We start from the raw sequence: 18,026 nt of genomic DNA, 5'->3' as shown, positions 1-18,026 counted from the left end.
TTGCCGGCTCGCCGCAAGGCGAAGCAGTAAACGTTCGGGGCGTAGCGCAGCCTGGTAGCGCATCTGCCTGGGGGGCAGAGGGTCGTCGGTTCGAATCCGGCCGTCCCGACCAATTACTGCAGTACGAACAAGGGCTTGCGCTTCATTGCGCAGGCCCTTTTTCGTTGTGCGGCCTGTTGCCGTCTTATATGCATACGATCCCCGGTTTCCAGATGTTCCCGGGCCAATCCGTGGGCAGCCATCAAGGGGCCTGCCCCTGGCTTGGTTGAAGGATTGCCGCGACGGGTTCCGCATCTTCAATGTGTTCGACCGTCGTATTGCCGATGAACTGCGGCGGCATGGTCTGGTGGTTGTCGATATGTCCCGCACAGGTGCCATTGAGTGGGCACGCCACATTCGGAATGCGTTCGGGATCAATTGCGCTGTTCCCTGATTCGAGCACCTAGTGTGTCACGACGCCTTAACTAAGCCAGACATAGCATCAAATCGCTGGGAGGGTGAAAGGGGGGTATTTTACATAAGGACTTGTCTATGCGAAAAATCTATCGATCTGCCCTGCTGATTACGTTGATCAGTCAAGGCTTCTGTCTTCCAATGGCTGCCGCCATTGCTGCACCATCCGATATCGTTCACGCCAGCGGCAAGCCAATCGAAGGCTTGAGCAAAAGTGAGCGAGCTGAAATAGAAAGAATGCTGGATGGAGTACTTGCCGAGGCCGCGGCAAAATTCGAACTAATTGACGGCCAGACAGGCTTCGATATAAGAACCAAGCTTATACCTCGCCGATACACAATTGTCATTGAGATGGGAGCCAGGGCAATACCAGCGCATACCGGCTCTGAACTAGCGGACCAGCAGGATAAGCTCGACGTAATTGTGCGCGAAACGTTGCGTGATGAGATTTCAGTCGACGCTGTCGAATTTCGATATAGCGGTCGTAATATATTCGATATCCTGCCAGATGATGTTCCGGTGTTTCAGCCACCCAAGAGCGTATCGGGCATATCTACCACCACGCCAGCGATAGTTTCTCTCGCAGGCGAGCATGGCCTCTATTTCCACTAGCAATACAACGACTGGAGGGCTCAATGCGACCCATCCAACGGCATCGCGGAAGATTTCATTACTCCGTACTTTGCTCGTGATCTTGCGACCCGGCTGAGTGGACAAGGTATTACGATTAAAAAAGCACGTACCAACGAGTCAACGATCCATACTCCTAGCGGGGAGCAATGGTGGAAGGCGGGCTCGCGTTACTATTTGGAGTCGATATTGCCTGCGCAAACTGATGTCTGGCATTAACTTCCAAACGCCACGCATAATTTGCGCGAACGCGACGAGGATATCCGCAGTCGTCCTCTCTATGCTAATTACATTGGTGCTGATTACGCAGTACACCTTCACATCGATGGAGATGATAATGCAAGTACTCGAGGTACCCGTGCATACGTCCAGACGGGGCGAATGGGCGCCGACTACAAACTTGCTGCTAGTATTTTATGCAGTGTGAGGCGGACTATTCGTAGCACTCCGGGATTCGAATCATGGAGCATAAGCTCTACTCCGCATCAATCGGATAAGGGAGAAACCCGGCTTGCAACTATGCCCGCCGTAATCGTTGAATTAGGATTTCACACAAATCTCCAGGATGCTCAAGCCCTCCACGATGATGACTTCCGCAACGCCGCTGTGAAAGGAATAGAGCGCGGCGTCAGCGACTATCACGCAGGTGTTGATTGCAAGGATTTTCGCATTACCAGTATCCCGTCCTTTTCAGCCACCACGGGCTCGCCGATGGACATGTTGGTGCATTTTGAAGGAAATCCACATTTTCCTGTGACGCTCCAAACTCGCAATATTACTTGCTCAGAAGGCTGGAGTTGCAGTCCAAACTACAAAGCGTATAGCTCAAAACAAGAGTCCTCAATCAAAATAACGTTCGTCTGCACAGGCCCTACGACCAATGCTGGAACGTTCAAGTACGCAGCTTGGCTCACCGATGCAAGCGGAATCAAAACCCCCGAAGTCGAGTACACCTATAGCTGTACTGCGAGTAGCTGACTTAGTAATTCTCCTAAAGGTGTCGCATCCGACGAATGCCGCCTGGGCAAGGGCTCGGGCGGCTGAGTTGGACGGGTAGGCCCGGCAGCTGGGGCACAGTAACGGCAGTTGGCGGCAGCGGGCTCGGGCCAGGGCAACCGCAAGCCGGCTACGGCTTCGGGCCGGCGACGGCCTGATCAAGGCGACGTGGTACGAGGAGGCGGGCGAGTAGGATACTGGTCTTCATTCACTCGCAAATTGAGCTGCAATCCATGTCAAGCACTGTTGCTGATATCGCCTACCTCCGGCTTTAGGAAACCGCCAACGAACCGAAAGATGCTGACGGATTTGAGGCGTTGCTTGCGCTACTCGAAAAACTTGGCTCCCCGACCGGGCTTACTGGCGTTAACCCATCCGTTAAGGTACGGAGTGGCGACGGTGGGGCGGCTTATCAGGAGGAACTGGTGAACGGAGACCGTCGGCCATAACTGTTAAGTGAGGCCGGTTTAACTGTTGAATCGGCTCTATTAACTGGGAGGTTGTTCAGGAAACTCTAGGTCGTCCGCGTCAGTAGCAGAGGCTTGGCGGAAGGGACAGCTCCCCGGCCTCGACGTCTTACTCGTGCTGCCAGGGGCCGTCTGCCGATCGATGGTCTGAACATGGTGCTTGCAATTGACCTGCTGCTGGGCGGAGTAATAGAGCTCGTTGGGCTGGGGGCATAAGTTGCATCCTATTGGCGCGTAACCCATAGATGTTCATAGGCCTGTTGTAGCTTGTTTCGCATGCCGCGATTACCCCTGATTCTTTAGTGATTCCAATGGGTTGGCTCGATCAGTGCTGCTGTCTGGGGCCGAGGGTCGTCGGTTCGAATCCGGCCGTCCCGACCAATTACTGCAGTACGAAAAAGGGCTTGCGCTTCATTGCGCAGGCCCTTTTTCGTTGTGCGGCCTGTTGCGGCCTTATATGCATACGACGCCCGGTTTCCAGATGTTCCCTGGCCAATCCGAGGGCAGCCATCGAGATGCATGCCCTCTGGCTTGGTTGAAGGATTACCGCGACGGGTTCCGCATCTTCAATGTGTTCGATCGTCGGTCGCCATCTGCTGGATCATCGAAGTGAGTTTGAATCTGCCTGGATGCAGGTTGTCCGCATGTTGTCGCCACCCAACAAGGTCCATGCGTGCAGATGTAATGCGGGCTGGTATTCGTCATGTCCAATCGCATCGCCGCTTGTGTCCAAGTTCTGCGCAGAGTCAGGCAGGCCGCAGAAGGCTGCAGGGCATCAATGAATCGGGCTTCGGTTGAATCGGGGATGTTCGAGATATCTGCCGGTGCGCTGTACACATTTGGAATGCGTTGAGTTCGCCGAAGTCGATGTGTTCGACTTCGGCGATTTCTACGTCAAGTGATCAGGGGGTTTCACACAATGCCAGTCCGTTGAAAACCCATTGTCCAGCGACTTTTCCGGAACTGGACTCTTCAAACTGGGTAACGGTTCCGCCCATCACCGTGCACCTGTCTTGTGCTTGCGTGAATGCGTCGTTGTAAGCCTCACCATATGTCATCCCGACACCACTGGCCGCGATGGGAGTGACAGCTGCAACGGCAGCACCGGCAACTCCCAAAAATCCAATCGTTCCTACAAATCTAATCCATGTGTTGCGCATGTGGAACTCCTCACTTGGTTTGGGTGGGGGAGTTGAATCAAAGCACAATTATTGGCGGCATGCAGATATTGAGGTCAGGGCGGGAGCCCGGGCAGAGCTTTGGCAGGAGGCGAGCACGCGGTCATTTCAGTGGGCCTGCTCGCCTGTGTGGTCAGAATCAAAGCTGCGGCTGCGCGGTGGAAGCGGTATGAAGCAGCGCACTGTGCCTTGCCTTTATGTACCCCAAGGACGCGCTAATACTTGCCGTGGTCCCTTGGGGCGCTGTCCTGTTCCTCATTTCCTGATGATCCCAATTGGCTGGCCCTGGTAGGGTCAATGGAGCCGAGGGTCGTCGGTTCGAATCCGGCCGTTCTGGCCCATTTCTGCAGTACGAACAAGGGCTTGCGCTTCATTGCGCGGGCCGTTGGTGTTTCACGGCTATGCGATTTGGTCTCTGCTAGCGTCGCGGCTGTCGCCTGCATGCCAGGCATTCAAGAGATCGAGCATGAAGTCGTGGGTATGCGGTGCTGTTGTCGTTGCTTCCGGGGTTCTGGCCGGCTGTGCTGCCAAGGACGCGAGCGTTGAGGCTGGCCCTCAGCGGATTGGCACGGCCAACCCTGCTTCGGAGCATTGCGTCGCCACCAAGGGTGGGAAGCTGGAGATCGTCAAGGACAAGGACGGCGGCGAGATCGGGATCTGCCATCTGCCCGACGGGTCGAAGGTTGAGGAGTGGGAACTGTTCCGTCGCGACAATCCGAAGCCGGCGAGTTGAATGCTGGGGCTGGCTTCGGTTCAGCGGTGCATCACCTGCGTGCATGGGCACGCAGTGAGGGGCAGTGTGTCGGCTTGATGCGCTGGAGGGTTGCCCGGCAGTGTTGACTGCGGTACCGGGCAGGGCACTGTCAGCGTGCAAGCGGGTACTCGGCTTGCTCTGGCGCAATGCCCGGCTTATTCGCCGGGTTTGGCGGCGGCAGTGGGTGACTGAGTGGCTGCCCGGCGGGCCAGTACCGCTTCGCGATGGGCAATGTAGGCATTGGAACCGAGAATGATCAGCGCGCCCAGCACGGTCCAGCGGTCGAGTACCTCGTCGAACAACAGCCAGCCCAGCGTCACCACCAGTGGCAGCTGGGTGAAGCTGATCGGGGTCAGCGCGGATACTTCGCCAAGTTTCAGGGCGCGCGTCCAGAACAGCTGGCCTACCGTGCCCAGCACGCCGGTGGCCAGCAGCCACAACCAGCCGGTCATCGATGGCCAGACCCACACGAACAGGGCCGGCACCAGTGACAGTGGCACCCAGAACACATAGGTGTAGAACACCACCGTGTCGGGGCCGTCGATGCGGGTGAGCTGTTTGATCTGGATGGCGACCAGCGCGCTGAGCATGGCGGCGGCCACCGCAACCAGGCTGCCGGCGTGGAAGCCCTCGACGCCCGGGCGCACGATCACCAGCACGCCGATGAAGCCAGCGATCACCGCGGCCCAGCGGCGGATGCGGACCTTCTCGCCCAGCCACAGCACTGCGGCAATGGTGACGAACAGCGGCGTGGAGTACGACAGCGAGATGGCCTGCGACAGCGGCAGGTGGCCGATGGCCCAGAAGCCGCAGAGCATCGACGCCAGGCCAATGGCGCTGCGCAGGAAGTAGCGGGGCAACTGCTGGGTACGCAAGGAGCCGTGGCCTGGGCGAAGCAGGAATGGCAGCAATGCCAGCAGGCCGAATGCGTTGCGGAAGAACGCGACTTCCTGCGTCGGCACATGCCCGGTGGCGTAACGGATGGCGATGGCCATCAGGCCGAACGCCATCGCGCTGGCGAACATCAGCATCGCCGCCCGCAACGGAGCAGGGATGGGGCGAGCTGCTGCGCCGGTACTCACCATTGCGCGCCGATCAGCCGTGGCTCCGGTTCGATGGGCACGCCGAACGTCTCCAGCACCGAGGCCGAGACGCGGCGGGCAAAGGCCAGCAGTTCGGCGCCGCTGGCCGTACCGTGGTTGACCAATACCAGCGCGTGGTTGGGCGAGATGCCGGCATCGCCGTCACGCTGGCCCTTCCAGCCACAGGCTTCGATCATCCAGGCAGCGGAGATCTTGCGGTTGCCGTCGTGGGTGCCGGGAAACACCGGCAGCTCGGGGAAGCGCTGCAGCAGCACTTCGACCTGTTCGAGCGGCAGCACCGGGTTCTTGAAGAAGCTGCCGGCGTTGCCCAGTACATCGGGATCGGGCAGCTTGCGGCGGCGAATGGCGATGACCGCATTGGCGACGTCGGCGGCGACCGGCAAGTCGATGCCCATGGCCTTGAGCTCGTCGCTGATGCCGGTGTAGCCCAAGCGCAGTTCGTGCAGCAGTGGCAGGCGGAACTCGACGGCGGTGATCAGGTAGCGGTCGGCTTCCTGCTTGAACAGGCTGTCGCGGTAACCGAACTGGCAGGCTTCCTGATCCAGCCGTACCCATTGCTGGTCCTGGCTGTCCCAGGCTTCGACGGTCTGGATGAAGTCGCCCACCTGTGCGCCATAGGCGCCGATGTTCTGGATGGGCGCGGCGCCCACGGAGCCGGGGATCAGGGCCAGGTTTTCCAGCCCTGACAGGCCTTCGCCCAGGGACCAGACAACCAGCTCATGCCAGATGACGCCGGCGCCGGCGCGCACGATGGCGTGATCGGCACGGTGTTCGAGGATGGTGATGTCGCCGTTGGCGAACGTCAGCACCGTGCCCTCGGGGTCGGCGGCGAGCAGTACGTTGCTGCCGCTGCCCAGTACCAGCAGCGGGCCGTTGCCGACAATGGTGGCCAGCACTTCGGGAAGCGCTGCCGGGTCGTTCACCTGCAGCAGGCGGGGAGCATGCGCGGTGACGTGGAAGGTATTGAGGTGCTGCAGCGAAGCGTTTTCGAGGAGCGACCAGGTGGGGGAAGTGGTCGTCATAGCGGTGCGACAGCGCCTCCCGAAGGGGATTCGCGGCGGCGGCGGATTGCATCGACGCAATCGCCGATAAGGCCGGCGCCCTGGAAGATCAGGCCGCTGTAGCACTGCACCAATGATGCGCCGGCGGCCATTTTGGCCACGGCGTCGGCACCGGAACTGATGCCACCCACGCCGATCAACGGCACCGACTCGGGCAGGCGCGCGCGCAGGCGACGCAGCACCAGGGTGGACTGCCCCAGCAGAGGCTTGCCGGACAAACCGCCTGTTTCCTTGGCCAGTGGATCGGTCTCAACCGACGGGCGGCCAATGGTGGTGTTGGTGGCGATGACGCCATCGACGCTGAGTTCGCCCAGGACCCGGGCAGCGGCATCGATATCGCGGTCGCTCAGGTCAGGCGCCACCTTGACCAGCATCGGCACACGACGGCCGTGCTGGCTGGCCAGGCGTTCCTGTGCATCACGCAGCCCGGTGATGAGGTGCCGCAGCGCCTGTTCTTCCTGCAGCTCGCGCAGGCCGGCGGTGTTGGGCGAGGAAATATTGACCGTGATGTAGTCGGCCAACGGATAAACCTTTTCCATGCAGATCAGGTAGTCGGACAGCGCATCCTCATTGGCGGTGTCCTTGTTCTTGCCGATGTTGATGCCAAGCGGGCCCGGGCGGTTGCGCACGCGCTCGACGTTTTTCACCAGCACATCCACGCCCAGGTTGTTGAAGCCCATGCGGTTGATGATGGCGCCATGCCCGGGCAGCCGGAACAGACGCGGCTTTGGGTTCCCCTCCTGCGGGCGCGGGGTGATGGTGCCGATTTCAACGAAGCCAAAGCCCAGTGCGAACAGCGCTTCGATGTGCTCCCCGTTCTTGTCCAGGCCAGCGGCCAGGCCAACGGGGTTGGGGAAATTCAAGCCATAGACGGTAGTCGGCAGCGGCTTGGCGCGGCTTGCGATCAGCGGCGAGGTGCCGGTGCGCCAGGCCAGGTCCAGCGCGGACAGCGCCAGGCCATGCGCGCGTTCGGCGTCGAAGGCAAACAGGAAGGGGCGGGCAATGGAATACATAAGCTCAGTTCAACGTGCCGATGAAGGCGCGGGTTTGGTACTCGAAGGCGACCTGGCCGTTGACGGCGCAGGTATCGAACAACTGCTGCAGTGCGGCCAGCATGGGAAGGTGACGCGGATGCCCGGCTTGCGGCGCATACGAGGAGGACAACAGACGGCCGCGCAGGCTTTCCAGATCCAGGTGCTGCACGTTCGGGAAGCGCGCGATGCCGCGCAGGCCGTCGCCGAACCAGGCACGCATTTCGTCATCACTCTGGTAACGCTCGGCGACCTCGGTGTAGTCGGTGCCGTAATCGAGCAGCAAGCGCTCGTAGCCCAGAAGGAAGGGTGAGGTATCCAGCAGGCGGGAATTCCAGAACACCAGGGCCATGCCGCCGGGTTGCAGAATGCGGACCCATTCGTGGCGCACCGCGTCGGTGTCGAACCAATGGAAGGCCTGTGCTGCGGCAACCAGGCCAACGCTGTTGTCTGCCAGTGTGGTGGCTTCGGCGGTGCCGTCGACCACCCTGAACTGCGGATAGCGGCTGCCAAGCCAATGGGCTGCGGCATCGCGCATGGGGCCATTGGGCTCCACGGCAACCAGCGGATGACCGGCGCCCAGGAACAGCTCGCTGGAGATGCCCGTACCCGCGCCGATGTCGGCTACCAAGGCCTGGCCGGGGACGCCGATGTCGTGATGCAACCACGTCAGCAGTGCCGGCGGATAACCCGGGCGGTAGCGGACGTAGTCCGCCACGCGGCTGCTGAAGCGTTCGGTCGAATCAGGGCGGCTCATGCGGACCTCACGAATTCAAGGCTGCAATCCAGGCCAGGCCACCGAAGAACAGAATGAAAAACAGAATGCCGATGATCCACATCGCCACGGACAGCCAGCCCAGGATCAACCCGGCAATCGCCAGGCCGTCACCGTCAAGTTGGCCGCTGCTGCGACGGATCTCGCCGCGCGCCAGGTGGCCAAAAATAATGGCGCCAATGCTGCCCAGGAACGGCAACAGGGTCCAGCCAAGGATGCCGCCGACGAGGCTGATCACGGCGTAGGTGCTGGTCTGACGCGGAGCGGGAATGCTCATCGGTGAACCTCCATTTCAGATATGGAGACGGACGGGGCATCCCGTCCGTCTCAAAAAAGCCCCCGCGTATGCGGGAGCAGGTTCCATTACAGGTCGAACTTGATGCCCTGGGCCAGCGGCAGTGAATCGGAGTAGTTGATGGTATTGGTCTGGCGGCGCATGTACACCTTCCATGCATCCGAACCGGACTCACGGCCACCGCCGGTGTCCTTTTCACCACCGAAGGCGCCACCGATTTCGGCGCCGGAGGTGCCGATGTTGATGTTGGCAATGCCGCAGTCGCTGCCGGCGGCCGACAGGAACTTCTCGGCGGTCTTCAGGTTCTGGGTGAAGATCGAGGACGACAGGCCCTGCGGCACGCCGTTCTGCATGTCGATGGCTTCGTCCAGGGTCTTGTACTTCATCACGTACAGGATCGGCGCAAAGGTCTCGTGCTGGACGATCTCGTCGCTGTTCTTCAGGCCGGTGACAATCGCCGGCAGCACGAAGTTGCCCGGGCGATCAATGGCGGTGCCGCCGGTCTCCAGGGTGCCACCGGCGGCCTTGGCCTTGGCGATCGAGGCCAGGAACTGCTGCACGGCTTCCGGGCTGTTCAGCGGGCCCATCAGGTTGGCGGCATCGGTCGGGTCGCCGATCTTGCCTTCGACCTGCTTGTAGGCCTTGATCAGCGTGGCCAGCACGTTGTCGTAGATGGATTCATGCACGATCAGGCGACGGGTGGTGGTGCAGCGCTGGCCGGCAGTGCCGACGGCGCCGAACACGATGCCCGGCACGGCCAGCTTCTGGTCGGCGGTCTCGTCCATGATGATGGCGTTGTTGCCGCCCAGTTCCAGCAGGCAGCGGCCCAGGCGCTGGGCAACCTTCTGGTTGACGGTGCGGCCGACCTGGGTGGAGCCGGTGAAGGAGATCAGCGGCACGCGGCGATCGTCGACCATCTTCTCCGACAGCGCGGTGCCGGCGTCGTTGATCAGGAAGAACAGGTCCGGGAAGCCGCCATCCTTCAGCGCCTCATTGCAGATCTTCATCGTGGCAATGGCGGTCAGCGGGGTCTTGTTGGACGGCTTCCAGATGCAGATGTCGCCACAGATGGCGGCCAGGAACGCGTTCCAGCTCCACACCGCAACAGGGAAGTTGAAGGCCGAGATGATGCCGACCAGGCCCAGCGGGTGGTACTGCTCGTACATGCGGTGGCCGGGGCGCTCGGAGTGCATGGTGTAGCCGTACAGCATGCGGCTCTGGCCCAGCGCGAAGTCGGCGATGTCGATCATCTCCTGCACTTCACCGTCGCCTTCCGGCTTGGACTTGCCCATTTCCAGCGCAACCAGTGAGCCCAGTGCGTCCTTGTGCTTGCGCAGTGCCTCACCGCACAGGCGTACGGCTTCGCCGCGGCGCGGTGCCGGGGTGGTGCGCCATACCTTGTAGGCTTCCTGCGCACGGGCGATCACGGTCTCGTAATCTGCCTCGGTCGTGGCCTGGACTTCTGCGATCACCTCGCCGGTGGTCGGGTTCTGCGGCTTGAGGACGCCCGCGCCGGTGGCGCTCGACCATTCCCCGTTACCCAGATAGGTGCCAGCGTTGGTGGCATCCAGAGCCAAAGCCTTGAGTAGCTCGGAAGACATGCAAACTCCTGTTTCTTAACGTTATTTTGGCGCCGTCGTGGGTAGCGGTGGGGGCGACGGGGTGAGCGCCACATAGTATCAGAGTGAACCGATGCCCCGGCCTGTGCGGCGCCAGCCAGGGCAGGGGGCGCGCCTAGCGCCAGGCCATGCGACGCCGACATGGCCTGCCTGGCGTGTTTCATGCTGTCCCTCGCAGCCGATTTCGGCGATATTCGCCCCCTTTGCAGGGGCTTCCCCTGACGTTGAACAGGACTGACAAATGAACGTAACGATTTCCGATGGCGTCGTGGTCGGCAACAAGCTGCCCTTCGTGCTTTTTGGTGGGCTCAACGTGCTGGAGGACCTGGACTCCACGCTGTACGCCGCCGAACGTTACGTGGAGGTCACCGGCAAGCTGGGGATCCCGTATGTGTTCAAGGCGTCCTTCGACAAGGCCAATCGCTCCTCGATCAACTCCTTCCGTGGTGTTGGGCTGGAAGAAGGCCTGCGTATCTTCGAACAGGTGAAGCAGCGTTTCGGTGTGCCGGTAATCACGGACGTGCACGAGGTGGCGCAGGCGGCCCCGGTTGCCGAAGTGGTGGACGTGCTGCAGATTCCGGCGTTTCTCGCGCGGCAGACCGACCTGGTGACCGCCATTGCGCGCACCGGCCGCGCGGTCAACATCAAGAAACCGCAGTTCCTCAGCCCCACGCAGATCAAGCACATCGTCAGCAAGATCCGCGAGGCTGGCAACGAGCAGATCATCCTGTGCGAGCGTGGCGCCCAGTTCGGTTACGACAACCTGGTGGTGGACATGCTCGGCTTCCGCGAGATGATCGAAGCCACCGGCGGCCTGCCGGCAATCTTTGATGTCACCCACAGCCTGCAGCGCCGCGACGCGGGCAGCGAAGCTTCAGGTGGCCGCCGTCGTCAGGTGGTCGAACTGGCGCGCGCCGGCATGGCCGTTGGCATTGCCGGCTTGTTCCTGGAAGCGCATCCGGACCCGAACAACGCCCGCTGCGATGGCCCGAGCGCCCTGCCGCTGGATGTGCTGGAGCCGTTCCTGGCGCAGATCAAGGCACTGGATGAGTTGGTGAAGTCATTCCCGGTGTTGGATATCGCCTGAGGGCAAATGTGTACAGGTGTGGCCGGCGTATCCGTGCGAACGCCGGTTTGCACGGTTCATGAGTAGAGTTGGTGCCCGTGCGTGCAAGGCGACGCGGGCGTGCTGGAACAAGCCGCAATGGTGGATCGGTTGGGCCGGTGGTTGCCGGCCAATTGCCGAATCATTGTGTTGAGGATGAGCGGGCAGACTCACACGCTTGGCTGTTGCGGCCGGCAATGGCCGCAACACGCCAAATCAGTGCGCAGGTGGGTGATGCATATTTCGCTTGATCCCAGTGATTTTTGGTGGCTGCTGGGACACGGCTGATGGCGTTGCATCGGCACGGTCTGAAACTGTCGGAGTTTGCTGGAATGCCCCGGATGTAGTTGATTAAATGCCGCGCATCGGCGGTGTGACAGCGGTTCAATTCTGCTTGTTTTGAGGGGAATCCCGTTTCGCATTTTTCAATGCGATGTGCTGCCGCCATCTTCTGGGAGGTTGGCTGGTGGTACATGGATTCGTAGGCAAGGCACCTGCCAGCCAGGTGCAGGCGCGGGTGGAAGGGCGGGTTGCCCTGGATCTGGCCCTGCGCCTGTCCGATGTTGTCGCAGTGCTTGTCGCCGCGGTGATCGCCTGCCTGCTGCTGGACGGTCTGCAGTCGCCCAGCTCGTCGGTTCGCATGACCTTTGGCGCGCTCGCGCTGAATGTGATGGTGTTCTTCAGCATCGTTCCTGTTTATCGCAACTGGTGGCTGCGCGGCTTTCTTGCCGATGCGGGAATGCTTTGCCTGGCATGGAGCCTGGCATTCTCGGCATTCGCGTTGTATGCGCATCTTTCGGCCCTGGATAACCCTGTTTCGGCGCTCTGGCTGCTGTCGTGGTACCTGACGGGTGCAGTGTTGATGGTGCTGGTCAGAGCGATTGTCCGTGTGCAGCTGCACCGCTTGCGCGCGCGGGGTTTGGACTGTCAGCGCGTGCTGTTGGTCGGCTTGCGTGCACCGGCGCTGAAACTGCATAGGCTCTTTTCCGGCAGGCCAGAAATCGGCAAGAAGGTGATCGGCTACTTCGCAGGTGCCGACGATGTTCCGTTGCGTGAAAGTAACGGGCCGCTGCGGCTCGGTAGTCTGGGCGATCTGGCCGCCTATCTGGAAGAGCACAGGGGGGATTTCGACCAGGTGTGGGTGTCGCTGCCCTTGGGGGGGACTGCGTCGGTGAAATCGGTGCTGAAGGATATCGAGCCTTGCCCCGTGCCGGTGCGTCTGATCCCTGATATCGGCGGACTGGGCATGCTCAATCCGGGCGTTCACGTCACCGGAAATGTGCCGATGATCGGCATCCGGCAAGGCTTGGCCAAGCAAAACTACCGTTTGATCAAGCGGATGGTGGATCTCGTGGTTGCGCTGCCTGCCGTGATTGTTCTGGCCCCTTTGCTGGCAGTGCTGGCGGTGGCGGTGAAGCTGAGTTCGCCCGGCCCCGCGCTGTTCCGGCAACGGCGCCATGGGCTTGGTGGGCAGGAATTCTGGATGCTCAAGTTCCGCTCCATGCACGTCCACCAGGATGTGCCGGGACATGTCACCCAAGCGAGCCGGAACGATCCCCGCGTCACGCGGCTGGGCGCATTCCTGCGGCGAACCAGCCTTGATGAACTACCTCAGTTGTTCAACGTACTGGGTGGGAGCATGTCGGTGGTGGGGCCACGCCCGCATGCGGTCCAGCACAACAATCATTACCAGCGGTTGATAACCCGCTATATGCACCGGCATTACGCCAAGCCGGGCATTACCGGGTGGGCGCAGGTGCATGGTCTGCGTGGCGAAACCCCCGACCTGCGATCAATGAAGAAGCGAGTGCAGTACGACATTGACTACATCCGGCGTTGGAGCCCGATTCTCGATCTGCGGATCATTGTGCTGACCGCTGTGACGGTGCTTGGCCAAAAGACGGCCTACTGATGCGTAGCAGGCAAGACAGCTGTCGGCGCCGCACGGTGGGGATGCATGCAACCCCTGTGCAGTGACGGGTGGGTGCCTGAGCGGCGGCGACTGCGCGAATTGATGGAGTGACTGTGTTCGATAGCGTGCTGTTTGTCTGCGTCGGCAATATCTGCCGCAGCCCCTGCGCTGAAGTGATGTTGCGGCATGCGCATGCGGGACGTGAGGTGCAGATTGCATCGGCAGGCCTGGCGGCAAGTGCAGGGCGCGGTATCGACTCGACCACTCAGCAGTTGTTGCTCAAGGCCGGGCTCGATGGCACCGATCATCGCGCGCGGCAGGTTGATGTGGCCATGTTGTCCAGGGCGGCGCTGATTCTGGTGATGGAACGCAGGCACCTGCATCAAGTGGCCGCGATTGCACCACAGGCGTCGGGCAAGACCTTCCTGCTGGGAAAGTGGCAGATGGAAAGGGAAATACCTGATCCGCACAGGCAGCCATATCGAGTGTTCGAGCAGGTGCACCAATGGATAGCTGAAGGTGTGGAAGGGTGGCTGCGGCACCTTTGATTGCCCGGTGATGCCGCTGCCATGCACCAACCAACCCCCTGGATGGGCTTGCCCGCCGTGCTGCTTCAAACCGTCCTTAGATGAAACAAATCCAAGACATCCGGTAAATCCATTTCATGACAACCGAATCACGCCCGGCGCAGCAGGACAACGTAGAACGAATCAGTCTGCGGGAGTTGTTGGGCGCTCTCTTCGACCGCAGGTGGTGGGTCATCTCGATGACCGCGGCATTTGTCGTGGTGGCAGCGCTGTATGCGTTGCTGTCCACGCCTGTCTACCGGGCCGATGCCATTGTGCAGGTGGAGTCGAAGGTGCCTTCGTTGCCGGGACTGGCCGACGTGAGTCAATCACTTGGGCTGGGAACACGTTCGACCGAGGCGACGACGGAGGTGGCACTCATCACTTCGCGTGCGGTGATTGGTAGTGTGGTCGATGCACTGAAGCTGGATGTGGAGGTCGAACCGCAGCGCTTCCCGATGGTGGGGCCGGCGCTTGCGCGGCGTGCCGAGAGGGAAGCGCCCAGTGAGTTGCGACATATCCGGCTGGGAATGGCACGGTATGGCTGGGGCGGCGAGCAGTTGAAGCTCTTTCAGCTGGATGTGCCAGAACAGCTGATGGGCAAAAAATTGCGATTGGTTGCCGGTGAGAACGGCCGCTACGTTCTGTATGACGATGCCGGCAGGCAACTGCTGGAAGGGGCGGTTGGCCAGGCAGTGCAAGGTGGTGGCGTCGCCGTGCAGGTGGAAGCCCTGCGTGCGCACCCTGGCATGCGCTTCAGCGTGATCAGGCAGCCGCGCCTGACAGTGGTGAACCAGTTGCAGAGGGCGGTTGTCGTGGCTGAGTCAGGCAAGGATTCGGGCATCCTCAAACTTGCCTATCAGAACACCGACCCGGCATTGGCCCAGCACTTTCTGCAGCAGGTAATGGCTGCCTATGTGCGGCAGAACGTGGAGCGTAATTCAGCCGAAGCCTCGGCGCAGCTCCACTTTGTGAAAGAGCAGTTGCCTACCCTGCGTAAACAGGTGGACAACGCGCAACGCGCATTGAGCAGCTACCAGACACAGGCCAACTCGGTTGACTTGACCTTGCAGACCAAGGGCCTGCTTGACCAGGAAGTGGCGGCCGAGGTCAGCATCCAGCAACTGCGCCTGCAGCAGGCGGAGATGGACCGGAAGTTCACCCGTGATCATCCCGCCTATCAGGCGATGATGCGCCAGTTGGCGGAATTGCAGGGGCGCAAGAACGGATTCCAGGGGAAGGTGCGGCAGCTCCCTGAGGCCCAGCAGGAGCTGCTGCGGCTTACGCGCGATCTGCAGGTCAGCAACGAGATGTACACGGCCATGCTCAACCAGGCCCAGCAACTGGATGTGGCGCGGGCCGGAACCGTCGGCAATGTGCGCATCGTTGATGCCGCGCAGGTGGATGTGTTTTCGCCGGTCAAGCCACGCAGGCTTCTGGTGATACTGGCCGGTGCCGTGCTTGGGTTCTTTCTGTCGGCGGGGGTGGTTCTCCTGCAACAGCTGTTCAACCGTGGCGTGGAAGATCCTGCGCAGCTCGAAGAGCTGGGTTTGCCCGTGTATGCATCGATCCCCGTCAGTGCACGCCAGAAGGCGGATACGGCACGGAACAAGCGCAGCGTGCAGAAGTCGTCACTGCTGGCACTGACAGACCCCGCGGATCTTGCAGTGGAAGCCGTGCGTAGTCTTCGCACCAGTCTTCATTTCGCCAGGTTGGAGGCGAAGAACAACATCGTCCTGATATCGGGTGCCAGCCCTGATGCCGGCAAGACATTTGTATCAGCCAATCTGGCGGCTGTGATTGCACAGGCGGGACAGCGGGTGCTGGTGATTGATGCGGACATGCGCAAGGGCAGTCTGCACCGCCTGTTCGGTGCTCCACAGATGCCGGGCCTGTCGGATGTGCTCGCCGGAAAATGCGCGCTTGCCGATGTCATCCGCGTGCAGCCGGGAGTGGAGACGTTGAGCTATATCACGCGCGGAGAGGTGCCTCCGAATCCTTCCGAGCTGCTCATGCATGCGAACTTCACGCAGCTGTTGCAGGCAGTGGAGCTGATGTTCGACATCGTGCTGATCGACACGCCGCCGATTCTCGCGGTAACCGATGCTGCAGTGATTGCGCATCACGCCGGAACCAGCTTGCTGGTCGCCCGGTTTGGGCTGAATCAACCCCGGGAGCTGGCTTTGGCCAGAAAACGCTTCGAGCAAAACAACGTCAAGCTGAAGGGCGCGATCCTGAATGCCGTGCAGCCACGTGTGCTGGGGCACTCCAGCTATGGCTACTACGAATACAAATGAACGATCAGCGACACGACCAAACGACGCCGCCTGCAAGTCGCGAATGCGCGGTCGGCGCAGAAAGTGAGCACAGCAGCGGGGTGCAGGGCCAGGCTGGAAAGAGGCCTCGGGCGATACTGACCTATGGCACGTTCGATCTGTTCCACGTCGGGCATTTGAATCTGCTGCGACGGATGCGCGCAATGGGTGATCGCCTGATCGTGGGAGTGTCGACGGATGAATTCAATGCGCGAAAGGGAAAGCGCACGGTCGTGCCTTTCAAGGATCGCATGGCCATCGTCCAGGGTGTGCGCTATGTGGACCAGGTCATTGCTGAGAATGACTGGTCGCAGAAGCTGTCGGATATCCAGACGTTGGGTATTGATGTGCTGGGCATGGGCGATGACTGGGAGGGCAAGTTTGACCACCTTCGTCCGTGCTGCGAAGTGGTGTACCTGCCACGTACCAAGGACATATCAAGCACCGAGATAAAACGCGTGCTCAGTGCGCTGGATTCGGAGCATGTGTCGGAGTTGAAGGCGGCGCTGGATATGGTGTCGGCGATCGTGCGTCGTTTCGAATGAACTGGCGTGGCATTCGTTCAAGGCCAGGGCGTGGCTCGCCGATTTACGCGGTGGGCGACCAGCTGGCCGTGGTTGGGGGGAACTTCCTGTTGGGTATCGCCGTTGCCAGGCACTCGTCACTGGAAGGATTCGCACGTTTCAGCTTGTTCCATGCCTTCGTTGTGCTGCTCAACTTCCTGCATACACCGACGATCAATGATGCGCTCGTGTTGAGGGAAGCATCAGACAAAAACACTGCATTTACCGGCGTGCTCATGAGCACCGCCTGGCTGTTTATTCCGTGCGCCATATTGGGGAGCGCGGTGTTGGCTGTTTCAGGCGTAGCCAGCGGCGCCGATGCGATCTTGCTGTTGATGCCAGCAGCCGTGGTGTCATCGCTGTGCTGGTCGGCCCGAAGCGCGTTGCACAGCAGGGGCGATCATCGTTCGGCGTTCATGGTCAGCATGGCCGCTTCGGTCACGTTGTTGGCGGCTTTCGTTGGGCTTTCGGCCAATGGCGTTGAACCGTTCAGGGCCGCTGCCATGGCCATGGCCATGGCTGGGTTGATGGGCGTGGCCGTTGCCGTCTTTCTTGAAGACGGCTCAGCCGGTGGCTTCCTGCCGTTGCGAGGACTCGTGATCCAGGCGTTGCCTGGGGTGGCGGTTGCGGGGTTGGTGTGGTTGGCCGGCAATGCGTCGATGCTGTTTCTTGGCTTCATGGATCGGTCGGACGATATCGCCGGACTCCGCTCGGTATTGACGTTGTTGCTTCCGGTCAACCAGGTGTTGATTGGGTTCTCCGCCTTTCTGCTTCCACGTGTTGCAAGGCTTCACCAGCAGCAGGGTGGCACCGGAACAAGACATTCCATGCGCCGTTTGTTGGCCGTATGCCTGGTTTCTTCTGCAGCGTTTGCTCTGCTTGTGTACCCGCTCGCGGGTTATCTGCTGGAGCGGATCTACGGCAGCGAGTACCGGAAATTCGAGGGCTGGATGCAATTGGGGGCACTGCTGCTGCCGATGTGCTGGGCGCTTGTCACCTTGCGCAGAACCTGGCTGCGCGGTGCCGGGCAGCTGCGTAGCCTGCTGGTCATCAATGTGCTGGCTTTGCTGATTGGCTTGCCCGTCTCGTTCCTGATTCTGCAGTCCACGGCAGGGAACGCGGTGATGACGTCCTTCGTGGCCATACAGGTTGCGATGGTGCTTGCGTACCTGTTGTTGGGCCGTCACCGGAGTGTGGGTTGAG

The 18,026-nt window shown here is 60.9% G+C and carries 16 protein-coding genes and 1 tRNA gene; 10 read left to right on the top strand and 7 right to left on the bottom strand.

What is annotated here, in order from left to right:
• Positions 1–35: 35 nt before the first annotated feature.
• The 3 genes from ACVOLO_RS06295 to ACVOLO_RS06285 all read left to right on the top strand — a co-directional run bounded on the left by ACVOLO_RS06295 (position 36) and on the right by ACVOLO_RS06285 (position 2,061).
• Positions 36–112, top strand: a tRNA-Pro gene (locus ACVOLO_RS06295).
• 419 nt (positions 113–531) lie between these two features.
• Positions 532–1,065, top strand: a complete 534-nt coding sequence (locus ACVOLO_RS06290; RefSeq protein ID WP_481569402.1) for a hypothetical protein — start codon at positions 532–534, stop codon at positions 1,063–1,065.
• Between the two features lie 258 nt (positions 1,066–1,323).
• Complete coding sequence (locus tag ACVOLO_RS06285) at positions 1,324–2,061, top strand: N-acetylmuramoyl-L-alanine amidase family protein (protein ID WP_481569401.1); 738 nt, start codon at positions 1,324–1,326, stop codon at positions 2,059–2,061.
• 1,387 nt (positions 2,062–3,448) lie between these two features.
• Here ACVOLO_RS06285 and ACVOLO_RS06280 read toward each other — a convergent pair.
• On the bottom strand, positions 3,449–3,706 hold the full coding sequence (locus ACVOLO_RS06280) for a hypothetical protein (protein ID WP_481569400.1): 258 nt from the start codon (positions 3,704–3,706) through the stop codon (positions 3,449–3,451).
• A 484-nt stretch (positions 3,707–4,190) separates the two neighbouring features.
• Between ACVOLO_RS06280 and ACVOLO_RS06275 the strand changes: the two genes are divergently transcribed.
• Positions 4,191–4,457 (top strand): putative hemolysin, encoded by a 267-nt coding sequence (locus ACVOLO_RS06275; protein WP_481569399.1) that lies wholly within the window; start codon positions 4,191–4,193, stop codon positions 4,455–4,457.
• A gap of 176 nt (positions 4,458–4,633) precedes the next feature.
• Here ACVOLO_RS06275 and ACVOLO_RS06270 read toward each other — a convergent pair whose 3' ends face one another.
• From ACVOLO_RS06270 to amaB, 6 genes are all read right to left on the bottom strand, one after another.
• The gene (locus ACVOLO_RS06270) at positions 4,634–5,563 is read right to left on the bottom strand and encodes a DMT family transporter (RefSeq protein ID WP_481569398.1); all 930 of its coding nucleotides are present in this window, start codon (positions 5,561–5,563) and stop codon (positions 4,634–4,636) included.
• Positions 5,557–6,603, bottom strand: a complete 1,047-nt coding sequence (murB, locus tag ACVOLO_RS06265) for a UDP-N-acetylmuramate dehydrogenase (RefSeq protein ID WP_481569397.1) — start codon at positions 6,601–6,603, stop codon at positions 5,557–5,559. Before murB ends, ACVOLO_RS06270 begins: the two co-directional genes overlap by 7 nt.
• Positions 6,600–7,655, bottom strand: a complete 1,056-nt coding sequence (locus ACVOLO_RS06260; protein WP_481569396.1) for a quinone-dependent dihydroorotate dehydrogenase — start codon at positions 7,653–7,655, stop codon at positions 6,600–6,602. Before ACVOLO_RS06260 ends, murB begins: the two co-directional genes overlap by 4 nt.
• A 4-nt stretch (positions 7,656–7,659) precedes the next feature.
• Positions 7,660–8,430 (bottom strand): class I SAM-dependent methyltransferase, encoded by a 771-nt coding sequence (locus tag ACVOLO_RS06255; protein ID WP_481569395.1) that lies wholly within the window; start codon positions 8,428–8,430, stop codon positions 7,660–7,662.
• 7 nt (positions 8,431–8,437) lie between these two features.
• A complete protein-coding gene (locus ACVOLO_RS06250; protein WP_481569394.1) occupies positions 8,438–8,725 on the bottom strand; it encodes a DUF4190 domain-containing protein in 288 nt (95 codons plus the stop codon).
• 86 nt (positions 8,726–8,811) lie between these two features.
• A complete protein-coding gene (gene amaB / locus ACVOLO_RS06245) occupies positions 8,812–10,344 on the bottom strand; it encodes an L-piperidine-6-carboxylate dehydrogenase (protein ID WP_481569393.1) in 1,533 nt (510 codons plus the stop codon).
• 259 nt (positions 10,345–10,603) lie between these two features.
• Here amaB and kdsA point away from each other — a divergent pair, with 259 nt between their 5' ends.
• The 6 genes from kdsA to ACVOLO_RS06215 all read left to right on the top strand — a co-directional run bounded on the left by kdsA (position 10,604) and on the right by ACVOLO_RS06215 (position 18,025).
• Positions 10,604–11,449: a 3-deoxy-8-phosphooctulonate synthase gene (gene kdsA, locus ACVOLO_RS06240; protein ID WP_481569392.1), complete on the top strand. Its 846-nt coding sequence runs from the start codon at positions 10,604–10,606 to the stop codon at positions 11,447–11,449.
• Between the two features lie 535 nt (positions 11,450–11,984).
• Positions 11,985–13,379 (top strand): undecaprenyl-phosphate glucose phosphotransferase, encoded by a 1,395-nt coding sequence (locus tag ACVOLO_RS06235; RefSeq protein ID WP_481569391.1) that lies wholly within the window; start codon positions 11,985–11,987, stop codon positions 13,377–13,379.
• Positions 13,380–13,486: 107 nt separating this feature from the next.
• Positions 13,487–13,927 (top strand): low molecular weight protein-tyrosine-phosphatase, encoded by a 441-nt coding sequence (locus ACVOLO_RS06230; RefSeq protein ID WP_481569390.1) that lies wholly within the window; start codon positions 13,487–13,489, stop codon positions 13,925–13,927.
• Positions 13,928–14,043: 116 nt separating this feature from the next.
• The gene (locus ACVOLO_RS06225) at positions 14,044–16,242 is read left to right on the top strand and encodes a polysaccharide biosynthesis tyrosine autokinase (RefSeq protein ID WP_481569389.1); all 2,199 of its coding nucleotides are present in this window, start codon (positions 14,044–14,046) and stop codon (positions 16,240–16,242) included.
• On the top strand, positions 16,239–16,805 hold the full coding sequence (locus ACVOLO_RS06220; protein ID WP_481569388.1) for an adenylyltransferase/cytidyltransferase family protein: 567 nt from the start codon (positions 16,239–16,241) through the stop codon (positions 16,803–16,805). The genes ACVOLO_RS06225 and ACVOLO_RS06220 overlap by 4 nt, the downstream gene beginning before the upstream one ends.
• Before the next feature lie 50 nt (positions 16,806–16,855).
• Positions 16,856–18,025, top strand: coding sequence for a lipopolysaccharide biosynthesis protein (locus tag ACVOLO_RS06215; RefSeq protein WP_481569387.1), 1,170 nt, complete (start codon positions 16,856–16,858; stop codon positions 18,023–18,025).
• Position 18,026 lies beyond the last annotated feature (1 nt).

This window comes from Stenotrophomonas sp. STEN056 (assembly GCF_056759635.1).
Note: the sequence above shows the minus strand (reverse complement) of the source record. Positions and strands in the feature narration are given on the sequence as shown.